This window comes from Thermoleptolyngbya sp. M55_K2018_002, from assembly GCF_015295965.1.
In the GTDB taxonomy this organism is placed as follows: domain Bacteria; phylum Cyanobacteriota; class Cyanobacteriia; order Elainellales; family Elainellaceae; genus Thermoleptolyngbya; species Thermoleptolyngbya sichuanensis.
The window spans coordinates 1-23,742 of record NZ_DVEA01000113.1; the positions used below are offsets into that span (position 1 = coordinate 1).

Sequence of the window (23,742 nt, forward strand, 5' to 3'; positions counted from 1 at the left end):
CCACGGGTTCTGCACCTACGCCAATCACGGCCAGATTGCCAGTTTCTTCGGGAACAGCCCGCACCACTGCTTTGCCGTTGGCATCCGCTCCAAAAAATTCCAGGTTAGAGGCATCCTGGCTCAAAAAGATATGAGCGCCTTCTGCCTGCAATCTTCGAGTGATATCGTTTAGGCAGATATCTGACCCAGAGACGGGCAGGTTCCGCTTGGCTAGGATGTAGGCAAGCGCCGACATACCAATACCGCCGATGCCGATGAAATGGAACGGCATACCGCTAAAATCAACAGGATTCAACGTCCTCACTCCTTCTACACCACACCACACAATGTCACGCGATATCATAGCAAGAATTACTTTTTCGGGATAGCTAATGGGGCGATTCACGTCCTGATCAGAATCAGATCAGAAGTATTGACTGAGGGCCTGAATGGCTCAAATAACTGGTTGATTAATTGCTTGAGCCAAATCTTGAGCCAAATAGGATCGACGACTAAGTTGACGACTAAAACGAACCATCGTCTGCAAGAACTAATTAATAACTAGGCGGTTCCCCCCATTTGATGACTGCTAATCAATGACTGCCAACTTGCAGCATTTTGTAAAAAGAGTCAAGTAAAAAGTCAGCCTGCTTGCCGATCTAAAACTTGCTTCTAAACCTTGCCTTGAATAACTGCAAAAATCTAGTTCATAGACTCATTCAGTTGGGTTTAGGAACTCTTTGAAAGTCAGCATTTGGGAAACCTCTGAAGCCCCTGACTGGCTGTTGCATGGAGCGTTCGTGGGGGCAAGGCAATGCAAAATTTGCTCTGCTTTTGCCCGCGCGAGGCGGATTAAAATCCAGCTTTACCCGATCCTCCCAGTTCTTAATCGAAACCCTCCGAAACGATACACGGATTGTATATAAACGCTTGAACCGACACTTAATCAGCTCTGAACTTCCTGCGAAATCTCCCAGAGAACTCTGCCCTAGAGAATTTTTTCTTGTTGCACCACAAAGACTTGAAAAACTACTGGTTGCCTCAGAGGTAGGCTGGAATTTACACAATCTTACTCAAGATTCCCAAATTTATTACGGTAATTGCTGAAATTGCTGAATCTTTGAGCCTGTCTTGAGGCGTACCGCAGTCTGAGGGAGTGGCTTGATTGGGCGATCGCCCCGATGCACCTCGTTGCCAAGCAGTGGCAAAGCAAGTCGCCAAGAAATGGGATACACCCCGACGCGCCCATCGAATGCCCCTGATAGCAGCGACCCCTGATAATGGCAGAAGCGGGCAAGTCCGCCGCTCGGCAGTTCTGCCATCTGGCAATACCCTGGCAATACTGATGAATACAGCGCCCACGTCCCTGATTTCGGGACAAGCCTGATTTCGGGACAGCCTGATTTCGGGACAAGATTCGGACAGGCTGGAGATGTCGTGCCCGTGATTTCAAACCCCTATGCAACGTCTGGGCATTTTTGGAGGCACGTTTAACCCACCCCATTTTGGGCATCTGCATATCGCGGAGTCTGCTTTGCGCCAGGCGCAACTCGACCGGGTGCTATGGGTTCCTGCGGCGGTGCCACCCCATCGCCAGGGACAGGATTTGGTGGCGATCGCCCATCGGCTGGAACTGGTGAAGCGGGCGATCGCGCCTCACCCGTCCTTTGCGCTCTGCTGCGTCGATCCCAAAACAGCGGGCGATCGCTCCTACGCCATCGACCTGCTCCACCAGCTAGAAACGCAATACTACACGCAGTATATAAGTAACGATCATGGAATCGAAGCTGCCGATAATCAATGGTTTTGGATTATCGGGCAGGATGCCTTTGCCACGCTGCCCCGCTGGTATCGTCGTCGGGAACTCATTCCCCGCTGCACCTGGCTGGTTGCGCCGCGCCGTGCCAGTTGCCGCCACTCCCGCCGCCACTCCCGCCGCCACTCCTGCCGCCACCGTCCAGATTCTCCAGTCTCAGGGGATTGACATCCGCTGGCAGCAGCTTAACCTGTCGCCGCTAGACATTTCCTCTAGCCAAATCCGGCAGGGCGTGGGCGATCGCCTGTCTATTCACACCCTCGTCCCCGATGCTGTGCGTGAATACATTGAAGAGAAGCAGCTTTATCAGTGCCCTAATCCCTAATTTCTGTAACAGGTGTGTCTTTTCTGGGTTTCCCGATCGACAATGTTGCATACGGAAATGTTGCATACGGATAAGCGGTAAGCGGTGGGGCGATCGCCCTTCCGTCTTCCATTTCTTGACCACTTACCCCGCGACTCCCTCCATCTCCCCGCTCCCCGTCCCCTCCGACTGGCGCTATGCCTCTGTTTCAGCGACCCCCCCAGACCGAAGGCGAAACGCGCACGCGCATCCTGCGGGCGGCGCAGCGGCTGTTTGCGCGGCGGGGCTACGACGGCACGACGACACACGATCTGGCAATCGAAGCAGGTGTGGCCGAGGGGACGCTGTTTCGACACTTTGAAAACAAGAAAGCAATTTTGGTGGAAGTTGTAACCCAGGGCTGGGTGGAACTGCTCACCGACTTGCTGACAGAACTCAGCGAAATGGGTAGCTCTAGGGCGATCGCCCAGGTAATGCGAAAGCGAATGCTGAACCTGCACCAAAACGCCGACATGCTGCGGGTGTGCTTTTTGGAAGCGCAGTTTCATCCCGATTTGCGCGATCGCATCCAGACCGAAGTCATCGGCAAAATGACCGATGTCGCCGAAGCCTTCTTCCAGACCGCGATGGACAACGGCATCTATCGCCGCATGAACCCGCGCACGGTTGCCCAGGTATTTCTAGGAATGTTTACGGTGGCAGGCTTTAGCCGCGACACGATCATGCCCGAACAGTCCTCCCCCGCTGCCATGCAGGAAATGGCCGAAGGCATCGCCGATATCTTTCTCCACGGCGTGCTGGCCGACTCCAGCGAAGCATGAAGTGATTTTAGATTGCCGATTTTTAATTGCCGATTTTAGATTGCCGATTTTAGATTTTGGATGGTTGACGTGCCTCGCCCAAAATCCCAAACCCAAAATCCCAAACCCAAAATCCCTTCCCTCTCTTCTTTCTGTCATACTGCGGGTGACAAGACGCAGGCAGAGGGACGTTTGGCATGTTGAAAGCGCTATTGTTTGACCTGGATGGAACCGTTGCCAACACAGACCCGCTGCACTACCAAACCTGGAAGGCGGTGATGGCAGAGTTGGGCATGGAAATCGACCGCGAGTTTTATGATGCCCACTTCAGCGGGCGGCTGAACGAGCAGATTGTCCGCGATCTGCTGCCGCACCTATCGGCAGAGGCGGGTGCAAAGCTGAGTGCCGAAAAAGAGGCCCGATTTCGCGAACGGGCCACGGGCATGGAGCCAACGCCGGGACTCTGGGACGTATTGCACTGGATGCAGCATCACGAGTTGCAGCGGGCTGTGGTGACGAATGCGCCCGTGGAAAATGCAGCGTTCATGATGAAAACCCTGGCCCTAGAGCCGCTGTTTTCGGTAGTGGTGCTGGGTGATGAGTTGCCCAAGGGCAAGCCCGATCCGCTGCCCTACCAAACGGCGCTGAACCGTCTGGGCGTGTTGGCAACCGAGGCGATCGCCTTTGAGGATTCGCCCTCCGGGATTCGCTCGGCGGTGGGTGCGGGCATTCCCACAATCGGCATCGCAGCAACCCATTCGGCCGAGGAACTGAGCCAGTTGGGTACGCTGCTGGTGGTTCAGGACTTCACCGATCCGCGTCTGTGGAGCCTGCTGGAATCGGCCAGGAGTCTGCAACCTACCCATTCCTAAACACTGGGCTTCAAATCCCCAATTCTGGAGGCGCGTTCCTTCACGAAAGCTTGTTGTCAGGCTGGTGAACTCGCTCCGATTCCGGGCAACCTACGAAATAGGACAGACTGCGAACTTCATCGACGCAGCGTCGTGATGTAGGGGTGCCTCTCCAGTGGCGATCGCCCGTGCAGCTTGCAGGGAACTCTGGATCAAGCCCAAGTTGGGCCGCCAAAAGCGTTGTCAGCGAATATGCCGTCAGCGAATATGCCTGGCGCTTTGGGCAAGGTTCGCCCTGCATCTCTGCGATCGCGACCCTGTGCTGGCTTTCGTCGGAATCCTCCCAGAACTGCGGAATCACCCATGCCCTTGCCATGCCCTTGAATGTTAATCAATTTCTGAACGTGCGAGCCGACGAAACCAGGCTGGTGCTGACGCTGGGCTTTGCGCTGTTTGCCAATGCCCTCGCCCAAAAGGTGTCGGAAATCGCCTCCCTGAGCAACTTTCTGGTAGACGTGGGGCCGTCGCAATTTTTGGTGGTGCTGGTTCTCAGCAGCCTGATTACCATCGCCATGACGGGACTACAGTCTCTCTGGGTCGATCGGTTTGATCGACTGACGATGGTGCGCGGCATCAGCGCGATTTTGGCGCTGTCGTTCATGGTGCTGCGTCTGATGTTTTTGCTGAGAACCCCCGGCTGGCTGAACTACGGGCTGTTTTATCTGTTGTCGGATCAGCAGTTGATTTTCTTCCCGATGGCGTTTTGGGTGCTGTCGAGCGATGTGTTTAACGTGGCACAGAGCAAGCGGCTATTTCCGCTGCTGGGCAGCCTGGGATTTGCAGGCAGCCTTGCAGGAATCGGGATTACGGCGCTGTCGCCGGGTCTATTTTTGCATTTGCAGATCAAGCCAGAGGAACTGCTGATGCTGAATATCCTGCTTTATTTCCTGATGTACGTAGGGCTGGAGATGGGGCTGAAGGACACCAAATTGCGGCAGATTCAGCAAAAGTCGGAAACTCTGCGCGAAGCCCTGTCTGAGGGCTGGGAGTTTGTTAGCCAGGTGCCTGCGTTCCGCTATTTGATGGTTTCCATTCTGGCGATGATCGTTTGCGAAACGATTGTGGAATACCGATTTTATGCAGTGTCGGGCGGGGCGATCGCCAATGCGGGCACCTACCAAACCTTCCTCAGCCTGTTCACGCTGGGGCGCACGGTCGCCTATCTGGGCATCCAGACCTTCCTGACCCAGCGGCTGATTACCCATCTCCAGCTTAAGGATCTGTTCCTGGTTCAGCCCGTCAGCAGCCTGTTGGGTGCTTCGGCGATGCTGGCAGTGCCGGGACTGGGCGGGGCGATCGCCGGAGTGTCGCTGCAAAAACTCCCTCAGTACAGCATCGACGAAACCGCTCGAAAAGCGTTTGCTGGGCTGGTTCCAGAGGAGCGGCGGGGGCGAGTAAGCCTGTTGCTAGACAGCTACCTGGTTTCCCTGGGCAGTATTTTGGGAGCGCTGATGACGGGAGCCATCTTGCTGGTGGGGCGCTTGGGGTGGGGCGATCGCCTGCCTCCTCACCTGCTGTATCTGGGCGTTGCTGGGCTAATGGCGCTGCTGTCGCTGTGGGCCGTGTTGCAAATGCGAGCCGTGTATGACAAAAGCCTGCTCAACTGGCGGCTAAAGCGTCGTCAGCGCGGCAAGAGCGTCCTCGACAAACTGGAGTTTTAGCGTGCAAAAGGTTGCCATGAGCCAGATCACCTCCTCTGCATCTGCTGCCAAACTGGCGGAGAGACAGCGCTTTTGGAGCCTCCGCTGGAAACTGCTCACGGGCTTTACCCTAGTATTCAGCACGGTTTTTGCGGTGGTGTATTGGTGGTTCTACAACTTTTCCACCGAAAAGGCGATCGCCCGCCTCAAGCAAGATCTGGAAAGTACCGCCATTGGCACTGCCCACGACATCGACGCAGAGGAACTGCTGGCACTGTATAAAACGGGCGAACGCAACGCAGAGGGCTTTTCAGACGATCCGCGCTATCTGCACCAGTTGAAATGGTTTGAAACCGCGCACCGCATTTCGCCCAATGTCTACGCCTACAGCTTCATCTTGGGCAAGCCGAGCGAAAACCGCCGCATCGGCAAACCAGCCACGACAGGCGATGAACTGGAGGCGATATACCTGGTGGATTCCCTCTGGCGATTTTTGCCAGAACGGGCGCTGCCGTTTTTGGAACCCGACAAGCCCTCACCCTACTCCCTGCGGGCTTTTCAGGAGGGCGAAACGGTCAACCGCGACCTCTACACTGACCAGTGGGGAAGCTGGATTTCCGCCTACACCCCCATCCGCGACAAGAACGGAAAAATCGTCGCTGTGCTGGGAGCCGATATCGAAGCCGATCACGTATTTGAAGTACAGCAACAATTGCGCGATCGCCTTTTGCTGTCGTTTTTGGCAACCTACGGCACGCTGTTTAGCCTGGTCTACCTGCTGTCGGGCATTTTGTCTCGCCCGCTGAAGGAGCTATCCGCCGCCGCCGAGCGCATCGGGGAAGGCGACTATAGCCAGGATCTCACTGCGCTGAGCAAAAGCGAGGTGCAGGACGAAATTTCTACCCTTGCTCGCGTGTTTCAACTCATGGTAGACAAAGTGCGCCAACGGGAAGAATCCCTCAAACAGCAGGTGGCTAGCCTCAAAATCGAAATCGATCAGGTAAAACGCCAAAAGCAGGTGCAGGAAATCGTGGAAACTGATTTCTTTCAGGATTTGGTCGTTAAGGCGCGGAAGCTGCGAAATCGGCCAATGGAAGAATAAATTTGGGGTGAGTTGTTGCCTGGCGACGCGGCGTAGCCATTTACCTGCTCAGCCAATTGACGCAGGCTGATCTGCTCAGCCAATTGACTCAAGCTGATCTGCTCAAGCTGATTTACTCAAGCTGATCTGCTCAAGCCAAATGGTCTTGGCATTTGCCGGGCTGCGTCACCATTCACCTGCTCAATCACCTGCTCAATCCCAATCATGCTCGCACCTACCACTCCCTTAGTCATTCTGGGCAACACGCTAGAGGCAAACGGCTATCTGCTTTATCGAGAGCCAGATTTGGCAAGGCGGGAGGCGCTGATTCGCGGATTTCGGGTGGCCAATGAGCGATCGCTCTTGTGGCTGGGCGATCGCAAGCTGGTAATCACCGAAGCGCCCATTGCTCATGTGGACTATTTGCGAGATCGGCTGGGCTATTCGCAGCTTCAGCACGCCTGCCCGGCGCATTCCTCAGATTCCATCTGTGCCGATATTTTGCGAGAGTCTGCGCTGCTCCAGCGGATCGTAGATTTTGCAGACGATGCGGGCGCACTGCAACTCATTCCCTACGCCACTACGCCTGCGGTTCACAAGCTGGCGGATCTGCTGAGACAGACCTATGGGCTGACGGTGTACCTGCCGGAAAGTCCTGCACCCAATCGGCTGTGGCTGCGGGAGTATGTGCAGACGAAGCTGGGCTTTCGGATGCTGGTGGGGCAGTGGATGGGGAATTGGCTGCCGGAGGGCTATGTGGCGCGGAGTGTAGACGAAGCAGGGGCGATCGCCCACACGTTTCTTCAGCGCGGTCAGGGCTGCATCGTCAAGGCCAATACGGGCTTTTTGGGCATTGGGCATACGGTGTTTCGCCCGGAAGCCGCTCTCGAACTAGCGGAACTTTGCGCCACCCTCCAGCAAAACCCTTACTACGCCGGAGATCTGCTGATTGTGGAAGCGCTTATTCCCAGCGCTCAGGGGCTTTCGCCTTCGGCGGAGGTGGTTGTGCCTGCTAACCCGTCGGAACCGCCCTACCTGACTGCCATTTGCGCTCAGCAGGTGTTGCCGTCGGGGGCCTATGCCGGAGAAATGGTCAGCCCGGACTGGAGCAACGCGCCCTGGTATGCCGACCTGAGCGCGGCCGCCCTGGAAGTTGCTCAAAAACTTCGAGCGATGGGCTACATTGGGCACTTCGATCTCGATGGAATTGTGGATGATGCGGGAACCCTATACCTGTTGGAGGTAAATGCCCGCCGCACTGGAGGAACGCATGTGTATGAATTGGCACGGTTTTTGCTGGGAGAGCGCTGGGCACAAACAGCGACGCTGCTCAGTTGCACCAGTGCGCCTTGTCCTGCGGTGAACTGCTGGGCTGACCTGGAAAGGGCGATCGCCGACTTGCTCTATCCACAGGCATCGGGCTGGGGCGTGGTGATTACCCACAGCGCCGCCCTTGAGCAGCACCAGGTGGGCTATGTGATTTTGGCGGCAAGTCAGACCGACGCGCTAAACCTCCAGCAAACGCTCCTAGCTCGATTATCTCTCTGAGCGATTCTCGATTTTGGATTTGCGATTTTGGATGGGTAGTGGAGCCTAGTCGGGGCTTCCAACAGTGCTTCCAAAAGCGCTTCCAAAAGTTTTAGTCGTAGCGCCACTTCGGAGATCTGATGCGAGTAAGTCGCGTAAATCTGCGGGATTAGAGTTTTTTCGTAAATCCGAGCTGAAATCAGGGAAATTCATCCATGCCGAAAACACAGGACTTGGTTTGGTCAGACTGGCGATCGCAGCTTCAGCACCGCATCCAGACCCTCGAAGACTTGCAGCAGTGGGTCCACGTCACACCCGATGAGGCAGAGGCGATCCGGGCTTCGGCTGGGAAATATCGCTGGAGCATCACGCCCTACTATGCCTCGCTGATGGATCGAGACGATCCCAACTGCCCGATTCGCCTCCAGTCTGTGCCCGCGCTGCAAGAGTTCCAGTCCTTTCCCGGCGCGGAACCCGACCCGGTCGGCGACACGGTTTATCGAAAAACGAACCGCGTCGTTCACAAATATCCCGATCGCATCGTGCTGCTGGTGACGGAGGTATGCGCCGTATACTGCCGCCACTGCACCCGCAAGTTTCACACGACCGACCTGAAGGGCACGTATTTTGAAACCAGCGAGGCAGCCTCCTGGGAGCAGGATTTTGACTATATCGCCAGCCATCCCGAAATCCGCGACGTGCTGCTGACGGGCGGTGATCCGCTGACCTATTCTGACGAAAAGCTGGAGCTGATTATTTCCCGATTGCGGAAGATTCCCCACGTAGAGGTAATTCGGATTGGCAGTCGCTATCCGGTGCTGCTGCCGATGCGGATTACGCCAGCGTTTTGCGCCATGCTGGAGAAATATCACCCCATCTGGCTGAATACGCATTTCAACCATCCCAAGGAGATCACGCCGGAAGCGGCTGAAGCGTGCGATCGCCTCCTGCGGCACGGCATCCCGGTGCAAAACCAGAGCGTGCTGCTGAAGGGCATCAACGATGACCTAGAGACCATGCGCTCGCTCCTGCATGGACTGCTCAAAATCCGCGTCCGCCCTTACTATCTCTATCATTGCGACAACGTGACGGGCGTGTCGCACTTCGCCACCAGTGTGGAAAAAGGGCGAGAAATCATGCGAGGATTAATGGGTCATACCACCGGATTTGCCGTGCCCCAATATATCGTCACCACGAAACTGGGCAAAATTCCTTTGTGGGAAACCCAGGTTCATCGCGACGAGCAGGGCTACTGGCTGGAAAATTATCAGGGTGAAACCCTCCGCCTTGCAAAATCAGACGGATACTAGCAGCATCCAAGATTGAGCGATTGCCCGTATCGCTCTTTCTGCATCGTTCTTTACTGCATCGAAACTGCATCGAATCGATCGGTCTATATCAATTTGTTCTGTATTGATCTGGATCGGCTGCCAGTACCCGCCATTTCCGATCTATCATTTCCGGGTCTACCATTTCCTACCCGCCCCGCCGACGCATTTTCTTTGAGGTTTTTCATGTCCAAAGTGGTTTCCGTTCACTCCTATCGAGGCGGCACCGGAAAGTCCAACACGACCGCAAATCTGGCCACCATGATTGCGCGGCAGGGCTATCGCGTGGGCATTGTAGACACGGATATTCAGTCCCCCGGAATCCATGTCCTGTTTGGCTTTGCGGAAGACGACATGGAGCGATCGCTCAATGATTACCTCTGGGGGCGGCGTTCGATTTCCGAGGTAGCCTACGACGTGACCTCGGTGCTGGAAGGCAAGGGGGGCGATCGCAGCAAGGTCTACCTCGTCCCCTCCAGCGTCAAGGCAGGAGAAATTGCCCGCGTACTGCGCGAGGGCTACGACGTGGGGCTGCTGAATGAGGGCTTTCGGGAACTGATCGAAACCCTCAAGCTCGACTATCTGTTTATCGACACGCACCCCGGACTGAATGAAGAAACCCTCTTGTCGATTACGATTTCTGATGTGCTGGTGCTGATTCTGCGTCCCGACCAGCAGGACTATCAGGGAACAGCGGTGACAGTGGATGTGGCCCGCAAGCTGGAAGTGCCCAAGCTGCTAATCGTCGTGAACAAGGCTCCGCAAGTGCTGGATTTTAACCAACTCAAGCAGCGCATTGAGGAAACCTACGATGCGCCTGTGGCAGGCATTTTGCCCCATTCGGACGACATGATGGTACTGGCTAGCACGGGCATTTTTACAATGAAGTATCCCAACAACCCGCTGACGAACGTGGTGGAGGCGATCGCCCATCAGGTCATGGCCTAGTTGCCGCGTGGCTCGCCGGATGGATACTCCACTAGATATTCCACCAAAGGATAACCCTTGCTGAGTGCCCTCCCCTGGTATGCATCTGCTCCGCCGCTGTGGCTGCAACTGGCGGCGGCGGCGCTGTGGGTGGCGGGAATTACGCTGCTGGCGGAAGGGCTAAATCGGTTTCAGCTAGTGGAGCCGGAAACCGTCCGCAAAATCGTCCACATCGGCACCGGTAACGTGATTCTGATTGCCTGGTGGCTCAAGATTCCGCCCTGGGTGGGGCTGAGCTTTTCGGTGTTGTTTAGCCTGGTGGCTCTAGTGTCCTATCGGTTTCCCATTCTGCCTGGGATCAACAGCGTCGGGCGCAAGAGCCTGGGCACTTTTTTCTATGCCGTCAGCATCGGCGTGCTGATTGCCCTGTTCTGGCAGGCGCGTCCGCACTATGCTGCGCTCGGCATTTTGATCATGGCGTGGGGCGACGGGCTGGCGGCGCTGGTGGGCCAGTCCTTGGGGCAACGCCGCTACAAAATTGGCGACATCGAAAAAAGCTGGGAAGGGACGCTGACGATGGCGCTGGCGAGTTTTGTGGTCGGTGGGCTGGTGCTGGGAATTTCTCAGGGAACCTCGGCGCTGTGGGGTGTGGCGGCCCTGGTGGCGATCGCCGCGACGGTTCTCGAAACCTTCTCAAAATGGGGCATTGATAACCTCACCGTGCCCATCGGCAGCGCCCTGCTGGCTTATGTGCTGGTGGAACAAGTCGGGCTGGGCGGTTTGGGTTAGAGACAGGGGCGATCGCCCTCTTCCCTCTCAAGTTTGCCCGCCGCCCAGAACAATTCCATCCAAAAATCGCCCCAACTGTCGGATTGACAGAAGCCCTTTTGTCGCGCACATTACATAAATCTGGACATTAAATCTGGACCTAAATCGGGAGGCCGATCTGGAGTCGAAGCTCAGGTGCAAGGGATTAGTGCTGCCTGCCTCCCCCTACATCCCGTCGATCCCTGTTCGAGTCAGCGTTTCGGAGCCGTCTTTCCCCATCTCTCACCCCTCACCCCTTACCCGCCTATGCGTCCTGCTCTCACTCAGTTTGGCGAACAGATGTCCCACCTGACCGGGGTGCGGGCGATTATGAAGGACATTATCGAAACGCTGCGAACTGCCCAGGGACGCGAGTTTATCAACCTGAGTGCGGGCAATCCGGTGATTTTGCCAGAGGTGGAGCAGCTTTGGCGCGACTGCACGATGGAACTGCTGGACAGCCCTGAATATGGCGAGGTGGTGTGTCGCTATGGCTCCAGCCAGGGCTATCAGCCGCTCATTGAGGCCGTGATCGCAGACTACAACCAGCGATATGGGCTGAACCTGGGCGATCGCAACATTCTCATCACCCCCGGTAGCCAGTCACTCTACTTTTTGGCAGCAAACGCGCTAGGCGGCTACACCACCGACGGACGGCTGAAGCAGATCGTGCTGCCCCTCAGCCCGGACTATACAGGCTATGGCGGCGTGACGCTGATTCCCGAAGCGCTGCGGGCCTATCGCCCCCGTTTAGAGATCGATGCCGCCGCCCATCGCTTCAAGTATCGCCCCAACTTTGATCAGCTTGAAATCAACGCAACCACGGGCTTTGTGCTGTTTTCTCGGCCCTGCAACCCCACGGGCAACGTGCTGACGGATGACGAGGTGCGGAAAATCGCGGCAATGGCGGAACCCTACGATGTGCCTGTGTTTGTCGATTCGGCCTATGCACCGCCATTCCCGTGTTTAAATTTCACCGAGATGACACCGATTTTTGGCCCCAATATTGTTCATTGCACCAGCCTCTCAAAAGCAGGATTGCCCGGTGAGCGCGTGGGCATTGCCATTGGCGACGAGCGTGTGATTCAACACCTGGAGGCATTTCTCACGAATCTCTGTCTGCATTCGCCTCGCTATGGACAGGCGATCGCCGCCCGTGCTATTCGCTCTAGTCGCTTAGCCGCCATTTCCGAACAGGTCATCCGCCCCCACTATCAGCAGAAATTTGCCGCCCTAGAGGCTACGCTAGACGAGGCCATGCCCACAAACCTGCCCTGGTTCTTGCATCGGGGCGAAGGGGCGATCTTTGCGTGGCTCTGGCTCAAGGACTTGCCAATGAGCGATTGGGAGTTTTATCAGCAGCTGAAGCAGGCGGGAGTGATCGTCGTACCCGGCAGCCCGTTTTTCCCCGGTCTGCAAGAGGACTGGACGCACACGCAGGAATGCTTCCGGATCAGCCTGACTGCCTCCGAGTCGGAGCTAGCTGAGGCAATGCGCCGACTCGTGCAGGTCGCCGATCGGGTCTATGCTCAATCGAGCGTCAGCCAAACAGAACTGGCAGCCCGTTAGCCGTCGCGTCGGCAAAAACGCAAACCAGCAAAATCAAGCCAGCAAAAAAGGTCGTCCCAATTTGAGACGACCTCTTTTAGGACTCACGCAGTTGGACAATTTTTCGCAGGCGCAGCCTCCGAGAAATCGTCCAAAACCCAGAAAACCTATCGCAAGTGCGTAAGTCCTGCCTTCTTTAGATTTATGGAAATCAAGCCTGTAGGACCGAGGGATCAGATGCCAGAGGCAAAGCCTTTAATGCTGACTTCTAACCCCCAAACCCTACTTGATGGCGACCTTGCCACCCGCTTCTTCCAGCTTCTTCTTGGCTTCTTCGGCGGCTTCCTTGGGCACTCCTTCGCGTACAGCCTTGGGCGTGGATTCCACCACTTCCTTGGCTTCCTTCAGACCCAGACCCGTCAGTTCACGGACGATCTTCAGCACGGCGATCTTCTTGTCGGCGGGTACGTCCTCGAGAATCACGTCGAATTCGGTCTTTTCTTCGACTTCCTCAGCGGCCGCCGCACCACCGCCCGCACCCGGAGCCATCATCATCATGCCGCCAACAGGAGCCGCAGCCGTCACGCCGAAGGCTTCTTCGATTTGCTTCACCAGTTCGGCCGCTTCTAGCAGGGTCAGCGTCTTGAGCTTTTCCAAAATTTCATCGGTTGCAGTAGACATAGTTTTCCTCTACGAGTTGAATTTCCAAACTACGAAACGATAGGAGCAAACATTGGAACCATTGGTCAAAGCGCGATCGCCCCAACCGGGCTACACACTCCACTAGGCAGCGTCTTTGTCCTTGTCGGCGATCGCCTGCGTCACGCGAGCCAGCGAAGACGGCACTTCCTTGATACCCACAGCCACCTTGGTCGCCACCGCGTTGATTGCGCCTGCAATTTGCCCCATCAGTTGTTCCTTCGACGGCAGATCGCCGATGGCTTTCACGTCGTCTTCGGTCAGGGCACGCCCTTCCATCACGCCGCCCCGCAGCACGGTCTTTTTAGAGACCTTCTGAAACTCCTGATAGGCTTTGATCGCGCCGCCTACGTCTTCTTTGATTAGCAAAAAGGCCGAAGACTCTTTGCACAGAGCTGTCATCGGTTCCCAAGTTGCGTCGCCCTGCACGGCAATCCGCATGAGCGTGTTCTTGGTTACTTTGCACTCTGTTCCCGAAGGACGCAGCCGCCGCCGCAAATCGGTAATTTCGGCAACGGTCAGCCCCCTGTAGTCAATCACGACGGCCATTTGAGACTGGCTCAAACTCTCTTTGAGTTCTGCGACAATCTCTTTTTTGTCCTCTAGTGTTCTACCCATCTCTGTCTCACCTCCTTAGCTTTGGGTGTGAATCACCAAACTTGGTTGCGCTGAATCCTGAACATGAAACGAAAAGAAAAAGCCCCGGCGATCGCCAGGGCAAGTCCAGACAGAGTTAGTCACTCCACCATTTGGCGAGTTCTAACCCAACATCAACACTTGACCTCGGCAGGATGATTAAGCCATTTGCCCCTGCTGTCTCTGGCCACCAGGATTCAGTTGTAAAACGGTCAAACTTTGAATCGGCGTTTATGCTCCTGAGATTGGAAACAAGCCTAAAAGAAGCGGCCCCTTGGCTCTTTGGATGAAGACTCAGCGCTCAGGCTGCGTCACTCGCCTTCATATCGCGCAGTGCCGCAATGTCCACTTCAATCGAAGGCCCCATCGTGGCAGCGACGTACATCGTTCGCCAGTAGCGACCCTTCGCGCCCGAAGGACGGTTGCGGTCGATGGTTTCTTGCAGCGCCTTCAGGTTGATCAGCAGGTCTTCAGGCGAAAAGCTGGCTTTGCCAAACATCACATGAACAATGCCCGACTTGTCAGCCCGAAACTCTAGCTTACCCGCTTTAAATTCGTCAATAGCTTGAGCCAGATCAAAGGTCACCGTGCCGCCCTTGGGAGAGGGCATGAGACCGCGGGGCCCAAGCTGACGACCCAGCTTTGCCACCTGCGGCATCACGTCTGGCGTAGCGATCAGCACGTCAAAATCCATCATGCCTTTCTGGATTTCGTCGATTAGCTCCTCAGAGCCTGCCAGATCTGCCCCTGCATTCGTGGCTTCTGTCACCTTCTCGCCGCGAGCAATGACCGCTACCCGCACGACCTGGCCTGTCCCTTTGGGCAGCGCCACCGTGGTTCGGAGCTGCTGATCCGTATACTTGGGATCGATCCCCAAGCGGATATGGGCTTCGGCAGATTCCGGGAACTTTGCCGTAGCGGTTTCCTTGAGCAGGGCAAGCGCCTCTAGCGGGGCGTAGGGGCGATCCTCCACTTTGGCTTGCAGTTCCCGCAAGCGCTTCGATACCTTTTTCACCATTTTGAGAGTCTCCTTGGGGTGTTAACGGGCGATCGCCCTCCCCCGAATCATGAACAAGTTCAACAAAGCAAACCAAACAGCAAAATCAATCACACGAAACTCAATCGCGCAGATTCTAGTCGGCGACCGTCACACCCATGTTCCGGGCCGTGCCTTCCACGATTCTCATCGCCGCCTCAATGTCGTTCGCGTTCAGGTCAGGCAGCTTCGTCTGCGCGATTTCCCGCAGTTGAGCGCGAGTAATTGAGCCAACCTTCTTCTTGTTTGGCTCACCCGACCCCCGGTCAATCTTAGCTGCCTTGGCAATCAGCTTGGATGCCGGAGGCGTTTTCAGCACAAACGTAAAGCTGCGGTCTTCAAACACCGAAATTTCTACCGGAATCACCATGCCAGCCTGGTCAGCCGTCCTGGCATTATATTCCTTGCAGAACATCATGATATTGACCCCGTGCTGACCCAGCGCAGGGCCGATTGGCGGCGCAGGGTTTGCTTTGCCTGCGTCAATTGCCAGTTTAATAATCGCGACTACCTTTTTTGCCATTGCCCCACTAACTCTGCTTTTGAACCTGGTTAAATTCCAACTCGACCGGGGTATCTCGCCCGAAGATTGAGAGCAGTGCCTTGAGCTTGCTGCGCTCTGGGCTTACCTCAATCACCTCACCTTCAAAATCCTTAAACGGCCCTGACAAGACCACAATCTTGTCCCCAGCCGCCATATCGATTTTGACGACTGGCTTTTGCTCTTGGGCACGCTTGAAGATTCGCTCCACTTCCGAATGACCGAGCGGCATCGGCTTGACATGCCCGCGCCCCCGTCCATAGCGGCGCTTCTGCTCTGCGCCAACGAAGTTGATGACGTTGGGCGTGTTTTTCACGACCTGCCATGCTTCGTCATCCATCACCATGCGGATCAGGACATATCCCGGAAACACTTTTTCTGCTGCCTCTTTGGGCTTGTTGCCCTTTTGCGGCTTCAGGATTGGCGTTTGGGGAATCTCAATTTGGAGAATGCGATCGGCCACATCGAGCGTCTCGATTCGCTGCTCCAAGTTCATCTTGACCCGGTTTTCGCAGCCTGAGGCAACCTGGACGGCATACCAACGGGGCGTTCCACGGGGCGACGACTCATCTTCGTAATGCTCGGGATTGGCGGCTTCTTCCTCAACAGACAGCAGATTGTCTGACTCATCCGATGCAAGCATGATTCAGAACCCCCTTAGAACACCTTTCCGGCAGCCCAGATGAAGAAGTTATCAAATAGATAAATGATCGTAGCGGAGAGGGTCACCATCAGGATGACGGCAAGCGATTCACTGACCAACTGCTGACGGCTCGGCCAGACGACCTTATCCAATTCTTCTTTGGTTCCTTTGAGGAACTCAGAAACGTTAAACCCTGATTTTTCGGCGATCGCCTTTGAGTCAGCCCCCTTTGCAGGCTTCGTCTCCGCAGACTTGACGACATCCTGAGCCGTTTCCTCTTTTTTCTCTGCCACGATCACACTCCTTGCCTGAACGGGGAATAGATGGAGAAAAACGCGCATCTTCCAGAGCGGACGACCTGCCTACCAGCGTCAGAGCGCTTCACACTAGATCGCAAAGAGAGACAGAATAAACCAGAGCGCAAAAGCACTCTAAACATTTTTTATCTCTACTTAGCTTATCCAAGGCACACCCAGCCGCAGCAGCAACCACTCCAGGCCCAAATTGCGCTTTCCCATCATAGCACAGAGAATTTCTAAAATGATTCTGATGCAAGCAGGCAAGAGGACTGAGCAGACAAGTGGCTGTCTAGTGGCTGTACCCGTTTCGCTGAATCGACGGGGGCGACGAGATCAGATGAGTTCGATGCTGGGCTAGCACCTGTCGATACAGATCTTCGAGTCGGCTGATGTTGCGGCTGAGGGTGTAACGGTCTAGCACGCGCTGGCGGGCCTTTTGCCCCAACAGCAGCGTCATTTCGGGATGATCGCCAAACAGCGGCAGCAGCGTTTGCAACTGAGACAGCACGCGCTGAGTGCTGAGGACGATGCCTGCGCCTGCCTCCAGCACTTCGCCATCGGCCCCAGCATCCGTTGCCATACAGGCGACCCCGCAGGCCATGGCCTCCAGCAGCGACAGCGACAGACCTTCCACTAGAGAAGGCAGAATGAACACATCGGCTCCCCGCAGGATTTCAATACGCCGCTGCTCATCGGCAACAAAGCCCAGCCATACAATGCCCAGGTCTTCGCCATAAAACGGGCGCAGCGTCGGCGCAAGCGGCCCATTGCCTACGATCGCCAACTTACTGCCGGGGGGCATTTCCGACTGTTTCCAGGCCTTGAGCAGCGCTTCTACATTCTTCTCGGTTGCAATGCGCCCCTGATAAACAAACAGGCGACGGGCATCCAATTCTGCTTTGATGTTCGACGGGCCGGGTGAATATTTCTCCACGTCTACGCCGTTGGGAATCACCGCCAAACGGTTATCCGGAACTCCCAGCCGCACCAGCAATTCGCGCTGAATTTCAGAGAAGATGATGACCCGGTGGTAGTGGGCCAAAAATGGCGCGTAGAGCTGATACATCAAGTGCTGGGTGCCCGATGTCAGGTTTCGGCGCTTGCGGTCAAAGGGTGGGTGAAATGTGGAGACTAGCGGTAGGTTTAGCTCTTCGCAAATTTCTGGCAGCACGAAATCCAGCGGCGAGAGCGTCAGCGACGCATGAACTAGGTCAGGCTTGAGCCGCTGGAGCGCTTGGGTCAGCACTTTGCTCGACTTGGGCGAGGGAATGGTATAGATCTGTGACTTGTAGAGACAGGGAATAGAGACTTCTTGAAGTTCTTCCTGGATTTCCTCCGGAGGCTCTGCCTGAGATTCTGGAGGGAATTCCTCCTGGGCAAAGTGGAGAAAGCTAACCTGATGCCCTCTTTCTAGGAGCGCGTTTGTGACTTCGCGCCCGTAGGTGACATTGCCACAGAAAGGAGATTTTTTGCCAAGCCAAGCAATATGCATTCAACTTATCGAAAGAATAATTGAGAAAAGTTGGGGTATGAATACAAGAATTTAATCATCATTTAATCGTTTGCGATACGGTGGCAGGATCGGAGCCGCCGACGGATTGGGTGAGGACACCTGCGGCGATCGCCACTGCGGCCAGCCCCAGAAACACCACTCGCAGTCCTAGCAGCGTTTCCGCCACGCCTGCCAGCGCCAACGGCAGACTGAGGGCAATGTTCACCGCGTTATTTTGCAGCCCAAACACCTTGCCCCGCATCTCTTCTGGCGTTTCTTCTTGAATCACCGTTTGCAGCGGAATCGCCACGATCGCCGCGCAAGCGCCAAACAGCACCAGCAGCAGCAGCGTCGGCACCAACTGCTGCGTAAAGAAGGACAGCGCCGCCAGGGCTGCACCCATGCCCAGCGCCCCGTAGAGGCTGAGGCGATGCCTCCGCAGGCGCGTGCCCGAATGCCCTAGAGTTACTGCGCCCAGCGCCATGCCGACCCCGCCCGCCGCCAGCAAGAAGCCAAACTGCGATGACTTGATGGCGGGCATCACCTCCGCCAGCCGCACCGCCAGCACTGCCAGTGCCGCAAAAATAGAGAACAGCACAATGAGCTGGATCAGCGCCGCCCGCACTCGCCGTTGCTGTTTGAGATAGCGCAGCCCGTCGCGGATGTTTTCCCAGACGGGGGGCAGGTCGTCTTTGGACTGGTCAATGGTTTCGTGCGGCTGGATCAGCAGCAGCAGCAGGCCTGCCAGGGCGTAGCTCAGACCAACAATGAGTTCCTTGCCGATGTTTAGGGTTAGCCCAAACTGGGACGCAACGTGGGCGATCGCCCCATCGGCCACCGCCAGCAGCGGTTCCCCCACGGCAAACCCAACGATCACCGATGCCATCATGGTGGTCGTATAGAGCGAATTGGCAGACAGCAGATGCTTGCGCTCTACCAGCATGGGAATCGCCGCCTGCTCTGCCGGGGCGAAAAATTGCGTCAGCGTGGACACCAGAAACGTCACGCTCAGCAGCGCCAAAAAGCCAACCGGAATGCCCGCCAGTGGGGACCAGCCCTGAGAAATCCACAGCAGCGGCGGCAATACTAGCACCAGTCCGCCCCGCAGCAGGTTCGTCGCCACCAGCACGGCTTTTTTAGACCAATGATCGACAAACACGCCAGCTACCGAGCCGAACAGCACCGCCGGAATGGTGAACGCCACCATCACCGACGACACCCAGCCGCTTACCGTTTGCCCCGCAGACTGAAAGCGGCTGGTGATGAGCATGATCATCAGCACCAGGTAGACCTTGTCGGCAAGCTGGGAAAACACCTGCCCACTCCACAGCGCCAAAAAGTTGCGGTTTCGCAGCACGGGCAAAAAGCCGCGCTCCGATTCTGGCGTGTCGGAGTCCTGAGAGTCGTCTCCTATAGATTTTCCCGCGTGGAGAGTGGCAGCGCCCGGTTTGGCAGGTTCGTTGGTCTGGTGGCCGCTGGGTTCTGGGCTGGTTTCCAGCAGAGACGCAGCCGAGGGTTCAGGCAGGGCCAAATCATGGATATCCGCCGCCTTGCCATTTTGATTGCCATTTTGAGAAGACTTGCCATTCTCCGGCAACTTGCCATTTTTCGCCGCGTTCTGGAGGGGTGACGGATCATCGGGTGTGGAGGATTCCCATTGCCCGACCTGGCCTCGATAGCTGTTGGGACTGTGCCGCTCAGCAGTGGTGGGCGGCTGGGGGCGATCGCCCGCTTGATCAGAAGCGATCATCCGCAGAGGAACCAGGTCAGGATCAATCCGTTGCATCTTGCGTAGGTAAACAGGACGAGGGCGAAACAGCCGCAAAGCAGGTTTCGATCAGGGCGGCTGACTGAATCGGGCGGTCAAAGTGATATTGGGCATAGTGGCGCAGCAGCCGCTCCACCCGCAGCCAGACTTCCTCTGGGGTCTTACGAGCCGACAAGGAAGCGGGCGCTGGCAACCCGTTTGTCTGCATCCATGTTGTCTGCATCCATGTGGAAACCAACTCCGGATCACCCAAGCGCTGCAAAGCCGCAAGCTCGACGGCCGAGATGGGCGTACCCAGGCGAGATCCAGCAGTGGATTGGGGCAGGGAGCGGGCGATCGCATATCGTCCTTCCGGTTCTGCCAGCGTAGCGCGGCCTTTTGCTGCGGGAGTCATAGAATCGCTGGATGCCTTGACCTTTTTAATAGGCTTTGGCTTGGATCGAACAGCAGCATTCAGGCTCTCTCTATTCTCAAGCACAGCGGCCGTCGATGCTAGGGCGGGGTTATGCGGATTTTGCGAATCCTGCGGATTTTCAGATGGATTTTCAGAGAGAATCTCCCCAGGCTCTAGGCGGGACAGCACCTCCCAGGACACGACCCCGCCGGCCGCTGCGTGAAATCCTGCCCGCCATCCCTCAACCCCTGAGTCACCCCTCCCCTCAGGACTCACCCCATCGGGTGGCACAATCGGCTGCTGAGTCACGCAACAAGCATGAACCTGCGGCGCAACGCCCGCTAGTGTTAGCAACTGGTAGGTCGCTTGCACCAAACAAGGCAGCGTGGCGCTGGCGGGCAACTGCTCGATGCGGCGCAGGGACTCACTGAGCTGGGTAAACAGTTCATCCTGGGGCTGGTTGCTGAGTGCCTGACAAAGTGCCAATTCTGCCAGATATTGCCCAGCGGTGAGCTTTCGCAAATCCTGGCTCAGCCCCGTGAAAGCCTCGATCCCTTCTGCCTGAATAATCTTGTCTAGCGTCCGTCCCTTGGCAATCAGCAGTTGGTTTACCACAAACAGGCCGCTGCGTCCCCGCAGGCTGGACTCGTGTTTACGCGATCCGGGAGCCACCACCCGAATTAGCCCGTGTTCGCGAGTCAGCACGGTCAGGAGGCGATCGCTCTCGCCCATCGGCATTCCTTTGAGGTTGATTCCAACGGTTTTGTAAGTGCCGCTCATGGGGAGAGGGAGGGAGTAATGGGGGGCAGGGGAGTGGCGTATGGAGGGGAATAAAAGCTCAGGCAATCCGTTACTTCACCTTTCGTCGCTCCCTCCCAAAGCGCCTCGATCCAGGGTATCAAACTGCTGAACCAACTCTGGGCCGCGAGAGGTGCCGATGCGGGTGGCTCCTGCCCGGATCAGGTCAAGGGCCTGCTGGGCCGTGCGGATGCCGCCGGAGGCTTTGATGCCAATGCGATCGCGCACAATCTCCTTCAGCAGGCGCACATCGGCAACCGTTGCCCCCCCATTCCAGCCCGTGCTGGTTTTCAAAAAGGCGGCTCCCGCATCCATGCAAATCTCTGCCGCCAGCCGCTTTTCTGCCGGAGTCAGCAGGCCCAATTCCAGAATTGCCTTGACCGTTTGCCCCGTTGCCTCGCAAATTTCCGCCAGTTCTCGGTGCAGCGCGTCGGTTTTGCCTTCCCGCAGCCAGCCCAGGTTGATTACTATATCCAGTTCAGTTGCGCCATTTTCGACGGCTTCTTGAGCTTCATAAAGCTTGGTCGCAGAGGTAGATGCACCCGTCGGAAAGCCGATCACGGTGCAGACCTGGGGCGATTTGTGGTGCAGCAGAGACACCGCCTGCCGAACATGCGCCGGAAACACGCACACCGCCGCAAACTTGAAGCGGTCGGCGGCTTCGCAACACTCGGCCACTTGCTCAGACGTGGCCACTGGGCTGAGCAGCGCCTGATCGATAAATGCGGCGAGGTCGATATCGGAGTGAGAACCTGGCATAAGCCGAGATGGGTCAAGACGGCGGACAGTACCGATCACAATGCTGAAGAAAGCATGGCATGAAACGCCAAAAACTAAATCCTTTTTTGGAATGAGTTCGTAGGTAAAAGCAGGTCGGGTGAGCGTGCTGTTGACGGTACGGTAAACGGGCTATGTACCCATCGGCTGACACGGCTGGCGATTTTGCCAGATTCCGCCAAATGGACTATGCTGCACTTTGTTGAGAAATGTAAACATTGAAACTGCAACTGAATTCAAGGATGTCTCTTGCGTGAACGCGCATTGAACACAGATGTAACTTAGGACAGATGCGAATTAAGCGGGAATGACCGAAGTAGGTGTGACCGAAGTAGGTCTGACTGATACAGACAACGCGATGTGCAGCTTGCAAACTGCCCTCATCCCCCAACCCCTTCTCCCAAGTCGGGAGAAGGGGAGCAAGAGAGGCTTGAAGTCCCTCTCCTCCGCTGGGAGATAGCTCAAAGTCTGCGGCATACCAGAAAAGGGTGAGGGGGATCGGCAAAGCTGCACATTGCGTGCAGATATATACAGGTGCAACGGTGCAAACTTAGAAAAGGAGGGCTTATGAAGCTGAGGATCTCTGAGGCGATGGCAAGTCGGTTACTGGGTCTGTTTCTGTGCGTGGCGACGGTGGGTGGAACGCTGGCGCTGTTTGGGAGTGTTCCTTTGATTGCGCGAGTGGGTGCGGAGATTCAGGAAGCAGGCCAGTCGCGCTAGTGGCAATAGGCAAGCAGATTGTGCATTTGTACTTTGAAGACTTTGAAGCTCGACGACGGAAGCGCCCGGATTTTGAGGAGAACCGTTAGTACGCTGATCTAGAGGGAATCTTATTGAAGGACTCTGATGCGGGGTCTGTTTCTTCTGGAGGGCGGGATGAGCCGAAGTGCAGGAAAATGGCAGCGACTATCAACTGATTTGCCCAGTGATTCGCCCAGTGATTCGCCCAGTGATTTGCCCAGCCAATTTGTCAATTGCGGGTGGAGCCACGGGCCGAGTGTTTGGCGGCGATCGCTCTCGGTGGCGATCGCGCTATGCCTATGCAGTTGCGCTGAAACGGCGATTGAGGCGACTGGGGCTGGAACCCCGAATGCACTCGCAGGCGAGCCAGCCAGCGACGTAGCGGCCACGACAACCGAGGCGACCGAAGTAGAACTGAACGACGCGCTAGAGCAGCCGAAAGAACTGCGTGAAGGGCCGGTGCAGGTGCGCTTTCGCTATCGCCAGGGTGCCGAAGCCTGGAGTGGCGAAGTGCAGTATACGCTGCTGTATAACGGGCAGCCCCAGCTAGAACAAACCCAGGAAAGCACAGCCTACGGTGGAGTGAGGTTGCAAGACCTGGATGCAGACGGCACTGCTGAGGTAATTATTCGCACCTATTCTGGCGGAGCGCACTGCTGCACCTCCCACATCATCCACCACTGGCAGGGCGATCGCTTCGAGACAGCCGACACAGGCTTCCGCGATGGCGAAGGCGGCAGCTTTCGAGATCTGGATGGCGATGGGCGACTAGAGTTCGTCGCGTTTGACAATGCCTTTCTCTATGCCTTTAGCAGCTATGCTGGCTCGTTTCCGCCCTCCCAAATCTGGGCGCTGCAAGACGGGCAGTTTGCAGACGTGACCCGGCAATATCCAGCAGAACTGAGGGCGATCGCCGACCAGATGCGCGAAGCCGTGCTGACCGTTCAAGCAGACACCAACGAAGTTAACGGCATTCTGGCGGGCTATGTGGCGCAGATGATCCTACTGGGCGAATATGAGCAGGGTTGGGCGTTCATGCTTGCCAACTACGATCGCACCTCAGATTGGGGGCTGGAAATCTACAAAGACGGGCAGGTTGTCTATCGGTATCCCGACTTTCCTGCCGCCCTCGAAGCATTTTTGACTGAGCAGGGCTACCTTCCGGCTGAAGGTTCCGCCGCCCGATAGCCCGGCGCTGCCCTGGCTCAGAACCCCAGAACAGAACCCCAGAACAGAACCCTAGAAGCGAA

Annotated in this window: 25 protein-coding genes and 1 other annotated feature; of the genes, 13 read left to right on the top strand and 12 right to left on the bottom strand. The window is 56.3% G+C overall.

Annotation, left to right across the window (positions count from 1 at the left end; genetic code table 11):
• Together IGS51_RS05535 and IGS51_RS05540 are read right to left on the bottom strand one after the other, a co-directional pair.
• Positions 1-271: Mur ligase domain-containing protein (locus IGS51_RS05535; RefSeq protein WP_367279270.1), on the bottom strand; the 271-nt coding region annotated here is incomplete at its 3' end.
• Between the two features lie 799 nt (positions 272-1,070).
• Positions 1,071-1,301, bottom strand: coding sequence for a hypothetical protein (locus tag IGS51_RS05540; protein ID WP_297076935.1), 231 nt, complete (start codon positions 1,299-1,301; stop codon positions 1,071-1,073).
• 137 nt (positions 1,302-1,438) lie between these two features.
• Between IGS51_RS05540 and nadD the strand changes: the two genes are divergently transcribed.
• The 11 genes from nadD (at position 1,439) to IGS51_RS05595 (ending at position 12,689) form a co-directional block, all read left to right on the top strand.
• The gene (gene nadD / locus IGS51_RS05545) at positions 1,439-1,963 is read left to right on the top strand and encodes a nicotinate (nicotinamide) nucleotide adenylyltransferase (protein ID WP_297076939.1); all 525 of its coding nucleotides are present in this window, start codon (positions 1,439-1,441) and stop codon (positions 1,961-1,963) included.
• Positions 1,881-2,120 (top strand): hypothetical protein, encoded by a 240-nt coding sequence (locus IGS51_RS05550; protein WP_297076942.1) that lies wholly within the window; start codon positions 1,881-1,883, stop codon positions 2,118-2,120. Before nadD ends, IGS51_RS05550 begins: the two co-directional genes overlap by 83 nt.
• A gap of 176 nt (positions 2,121-2,296) precedes the next feature.
• Positions 2,297-2,920, top strand: a complete 624-nt coding sequence (locus tag IGS51_RS05555; RefSeq protein ID WP_297076944.1) for a TetR/AcrR family transcriptional regulator — start codon at positions 2,297-2,299, stop codon at positions 2,918-2,920.
• Between the two features lie 176 nt (positions 2,921-3,096).
• Positions 3,097-3,771, top strand: coding sequence for an HAD family phosphatase (locus IGS51_RS05560; protein ID WP_297076946.1), 675 nt, complete (start codon positions 3,097-3,099; stop codon positions 3,769-3,771).
• Positions 3,772-3,914: 143 nt separating this feature from the next.
• Entirely contained in the window at positions 3,915-5,471 is a 1,557-nt protein-coding gene (locus IGS51_RS05565; protein WP_297076948.1) for a hypothetical protein, read from the top strand.
• Between the two features lies 1 nt (position 5,472).
• Entirely contained in the window at positions 5,473-6,552 is a 1,080-nt protein-coding gene (locus IGS51_RS05570) for a HAMP domain-containing protein (RefSeq protein WP_297076949.1), read from the top strand.
• Positions 6,553-6,756: 204 nt separating this feature from the next.
• Positions 6,757-8,079, top strand: coding sequence for a hypothetical protein (locus tag IGS51_RS05575; protein WP_297076951.1), 1,323 nt, complete (start codon positions 6,757-6,759; stop codon positions 8,077-8,079).
• Positions 8,080-8,273: 194 nt separating this feature from the next.
• Positions 8,274-9,368, top strand: coding sequence for an arginine 2,3-aminomutase (blsG, locus tag IGS51_RS05580; protein ID WP_297076954.1), 1,095 nt, complete (start codon positions 8,274-8,276; stop codon positions 9,366-9,368).
• 204 nt (positions 9,369-9,572) lie between these two features.
• The gene (locus IGS51_RS05585; protein ID WP_297076956.1) at positions 9,573-10,334 is read left to right on the top strand and encodes a MinD/ParA family protein; all 762 of its coding nucleotides are present in this window, start codon (positions 9,573-9,575) and stop codon (positions 10,332-10,334) included.
• Between the two features lie 57 nt (positions 10,335-10,391).
• The gene (locus tag IGS51_RS05590; protein WP_367279268.1) at positions 10,392-11,102 is read left to right on the top strand and encodes a diacylglycerol/polyprenol kinase family protein; all 711 of its coding nucleotides are present in this window, start codon (positions 10,392-10,394) and stop codon (positions 11,100-11,102) included.
• Positions 11,103-11,387: 285 nt separating this feature from the next.
• Complete coding sequence (locus tag IGS51_RS05595) at positions 11,388-12,689, top strand: valine--pyruvate transaminase (RefSeq protein ID WP_297076959.1); 1,302 nt, start codon at positions 11,388-11,390, stop codon at positions 12,687-12,689.
• Positions 12,690-12,950: 261 nt separating this feature from the next.
• Here IGS51_RS05595 and rplL read toward each other — a convergent pair whose 3' ends face one another.
• The 10 genes from rplL to deoC form a co-directional block, all read right to left on the bottom strand.
• Positions 12,951-13,349 carry a 50S ribosomal protein L7/L12 gene (gene rplL, locus IGS51_RS05600; RefSeq protein ID WP_172353834.1) on the bottom strand — a complete coding sequence of 133 codons (399 nt, stop codon included), beginning with the start codon at positions 13,347-13,349 and terminating at the stop codon, positions 12,951-12,953.
• A 102-nt stretch (positions 13,350-13,451) separates the two neighbouring features.
• Positions 13,452-13,985, bottom strand: coding sequence for a 50S ribosomal protein L10 (gene rplJ, locus IGS51_RS05605; protein ID WP_172353833.1), 534 nt, complete (start codon positions 13,983-13,985; stop codon positions 13,452-13,454).
• Between the two features lie 66 nt (positions 13,986-14,051).
• Positions 14,052-14,208 (bottom strand) — a sequence feature (ribosomal protein L10 leader region).
• Positions 14,209-14,304: 96 nt separating this feature from the next.
• On the bottom strand, positions 14,305-15,021 hold the full coding sequence (gene rplA, locus IGS51_RS05610; RefSeq protein WP_297076963.1) for a 50S ribosomal protein L1: 717 nt from the start codon (positions 15,019-15,021) through the stop codon (positions 14,305-14,307).
• Positions 15,022-15,136: 115 nt separating this feature from the next.
• Positions 15,137-15,562, bottom strand: coding sequence for a 50S ribosomal protein L11 (rplK, locus tag IGS51_RS05615; RefSeq protein ID WP_297076965.1), 426 nt, complete (start codon positions 15,560-15,562; stop codon positions 15,137-15,139).
• Between the two features lie 7 nt (positions 15,563-15,569).
• On the bottom strand, positions 15,570-16,226 hold the full coding sequence (gene nusG, locus IGS51_RS05620) for a transcription termination/antitermination protein NusG (RefSeq protein ID WP_367279271.1): 657 nt from the start codon (positions 16,224-16,226) through the stop codon (positions 15,570-15,572).
• 11 nt (positions 16,227-16,237) lie between these two features.
• Positions 16,238-16,432 (bottom strand): preprotein translocase subunit SecE, encoded by a 195-nt coding sequence (gene secE, locus IGS51_RS05625; protein ID WP_068516086.1) that lies wholly within the window; start codon positions 16,430-16,432, stop codon positions 16,238-16,240.
• 379 nt (positions 16,433-16,811) lie between these two features.
• Positions 16,812-18,014 carry a glycosyltransferase family 4 protein gene (locus IGS51_RS05630; protein WP_297076972.1) on the bottom strand — a complete coding sequence of 401 codons (1,203 nt, stop codon included), beginning with the start codon at positions 18,012-18,014 and terminating at the stop codon, positions 16,812-16,814.
• 58 nt (positions 18,015-18,072) lie between these two features.
• On the bottom strand, positions 18,073-19,800 hold the full coding sequence (locus tag IGS51_RS05635; RefSeq protein WP_297076974.1) for an MFS transporter: 1,728 nt from the start codon (positions 19,798-19,800) through the stop codon (positions 18,073-18,075).
• Positions 19,787-20,956 (bottom strand): DNA repair protein RecO, encoded by a 1,170-nt coding sequence (gene recO / locus IGS51_RS05640; RefSeq protein WP_297076976.1) that lies wholly within the window; start codon positions 20,954-20,956, stop codon positions 19,787-19,789. The genes IGS51_RS05635 and recO overlap by 14 nt, the downstream gene beginning before the upstream one ends.
• 75 nt (positions 20,957-21,031) lie before the next feature.
• The gene (gene deoC / locus IGS51_RS05645) at positions 21,032-21,733 is read right to left on the bottom strand and encodes a deoxyribose-phosphate aldolase (protein ID WP_297076979.1); all 702 of its coding nucleotides are present in this window, start codon (positions 21,731-21,733) and stop codon (positions 21,032-21,034) included.
• Between the two features lie 609 nt (positions 21,734-22,342).
• On the opposite strand from deoC, the gene IGS51_RS05650 reads away from it, so the two are divergent.
• Both IGS51_RS05650 and IGS51_RS05655 read left to right on the top strand, forming a co-directional pair.
• Entirely contained in the window at positions 22,343-22,471 is a 129-nt protein-coding gene (locus IGS51_RS05650; RefSeq protein WP_277772197.1) for a hypothetical protein, read from the top strand.
• A 156-nt stretch (positions 22,472-22,627) separates the two neighbouring features.
• Positions 22,628-23,680, top strand: coding sequence for a VCBS repeat-containing protein (locus IGS51_RS05655; protein ID WP_297076983.1), 1,053 nt, complete (start codon positions 22,628-22,630; stop codon positions 23,678-23,680).
• Positions 23,681-23,742: the final 62 nt, after the last annotated feature.

What these genes read in the sequence shown, in the direction of transcription:
- IGS51_RS05540 (WP_297076935.1), bottom strand. Translation starts at nt 1,301, where the DNA reads ATGGCAGAACTGCCGAGCGGCGGACTTGCCCGCTTCTGCCATTATCAG.
- nadD (WP_297076939.1), top strand. Translation starts at nt 1,439, where the DNA reads ATGCAACGTCTGGGCATTTTTGGAGGCACGTTTAACCCACCCCATTTT.
- IGS51_RS05555 (WP_297076944.1), top strand. Translation starts at nt 2,297, where the DNA reads ATGCCTCTGTTTCAGCGACCCCCCCAGACCGAAGGCGAAACGCGCACG.
- IGS51_RS05560 (WP_297076946.1), top strand. Translation starts at nt 3,097, where the DNA reads ATGTTGAAAGCGCTATTGTTTGACCTGGATGGAACCGTTGCCAACACA.
- IGS51_RS05575 (WP_297076951.1), top strand. Translation starts at nt 6,757, where the DNA reads ATGCTCGCACCTACCACTCCCTTAGTCATTCTGGGCAACACGCTAGAG.
- blsG (WP_297076954.1), top strand. Translation starts at nt 8,274, where the DNA reads ATGCCGAAAACACAGGACTTGGTTTGGTCAGACTGGCGATCGCAGCTT.
- IGS51_RS05585 (WP_297076956.1), top strand. Translation starts at nt 9,573, where the DNA reads ATGTCCAAAGTGGTTTCCGTTCACTCCTATCGAGGCGGCACCGGAAAG.
- IGS51_RS05595 (WP_297076959.1), top strand. Translation starts at nt 11,388, where the DNA reads ATGCGTCCTGCTCTCACTCAGTTTGGCGAACAGATGTCCCACCTGACC.
- rplL (WP_172353834.1), bottom strand. Translation starts at nt 13,349, where the DNA reads ATGTCTACTGCAACCGATGAAATTTTGGAAAAGCTCAAGACGCTGACC.
- rplJ (WP_172353833.1), bottom strand. Translation starts at nt 13,985, where the DNA reads ATGGGTAGAACACTAGAGGACAAAAAAGAGATTGTCGCAGAACTCAAA.
- rplA (WP_297076963.1), bottom strand. Translation starts at nt 15,021, where the DNA reads ATGGTGAAAAAGGTATCGAAGCGCTTGCGGGAACTGCAAGCCAAAGTG.
- rplK (WP_297076965.1), bottom strand. Translation starts at nt 15,562, where the DNA reads ATGGCAAAAAAGGTAGTCGCGATTATTAAACTGGCAATTGACGCAGGC.
- IGS51_RS05630 (WP_297076972.1), bottom strand. Translation starts at nt 18,014, where the DNA reads ATGCATATTGCTTGGCTTGGCAAAAAATCTCCTTTCTGTGGCAATGTC.
- IGS51_RS05635 (WP_297076974.1), bottom strand. Translation starts at nt 19,800, where the DNA reads ATGCAACGGATTGATCCTGACCTGGTTCCTCTGCGGATGATCGCTTCT.
- recO (WP_297076976.1), bottom strand. Translation starts at nt 20,956, where the DNA reads ATGAGCGGCACTTACAAAACCGTTGGAATCAACCTCAAAGGAATGCCG.
- deoC (WP_297076979.1), bottom strand. Translation starts at nt 21,733, where the DNA reads ATGCCAGGTTCTCACTCCGATATCGACCTCGCCGCATTTATCGATCAG.
- IGS51_RS05650 (WP_277772197.1), top strand. Translation starts at nt 22,343, where the DNA reads ATGGCAAGTCGGTTACTGGGTCTGTTTCTGTGCGTGGCGACGGTGGGT.
- IGS51_RS05655 (WP_297076983.1), top strand. Translation starts at nt 22,628, where the DNA reads ATGAGCCGAAGTGCAGGAAAATGGCAGCGACTATCAACTGATTTGCCC.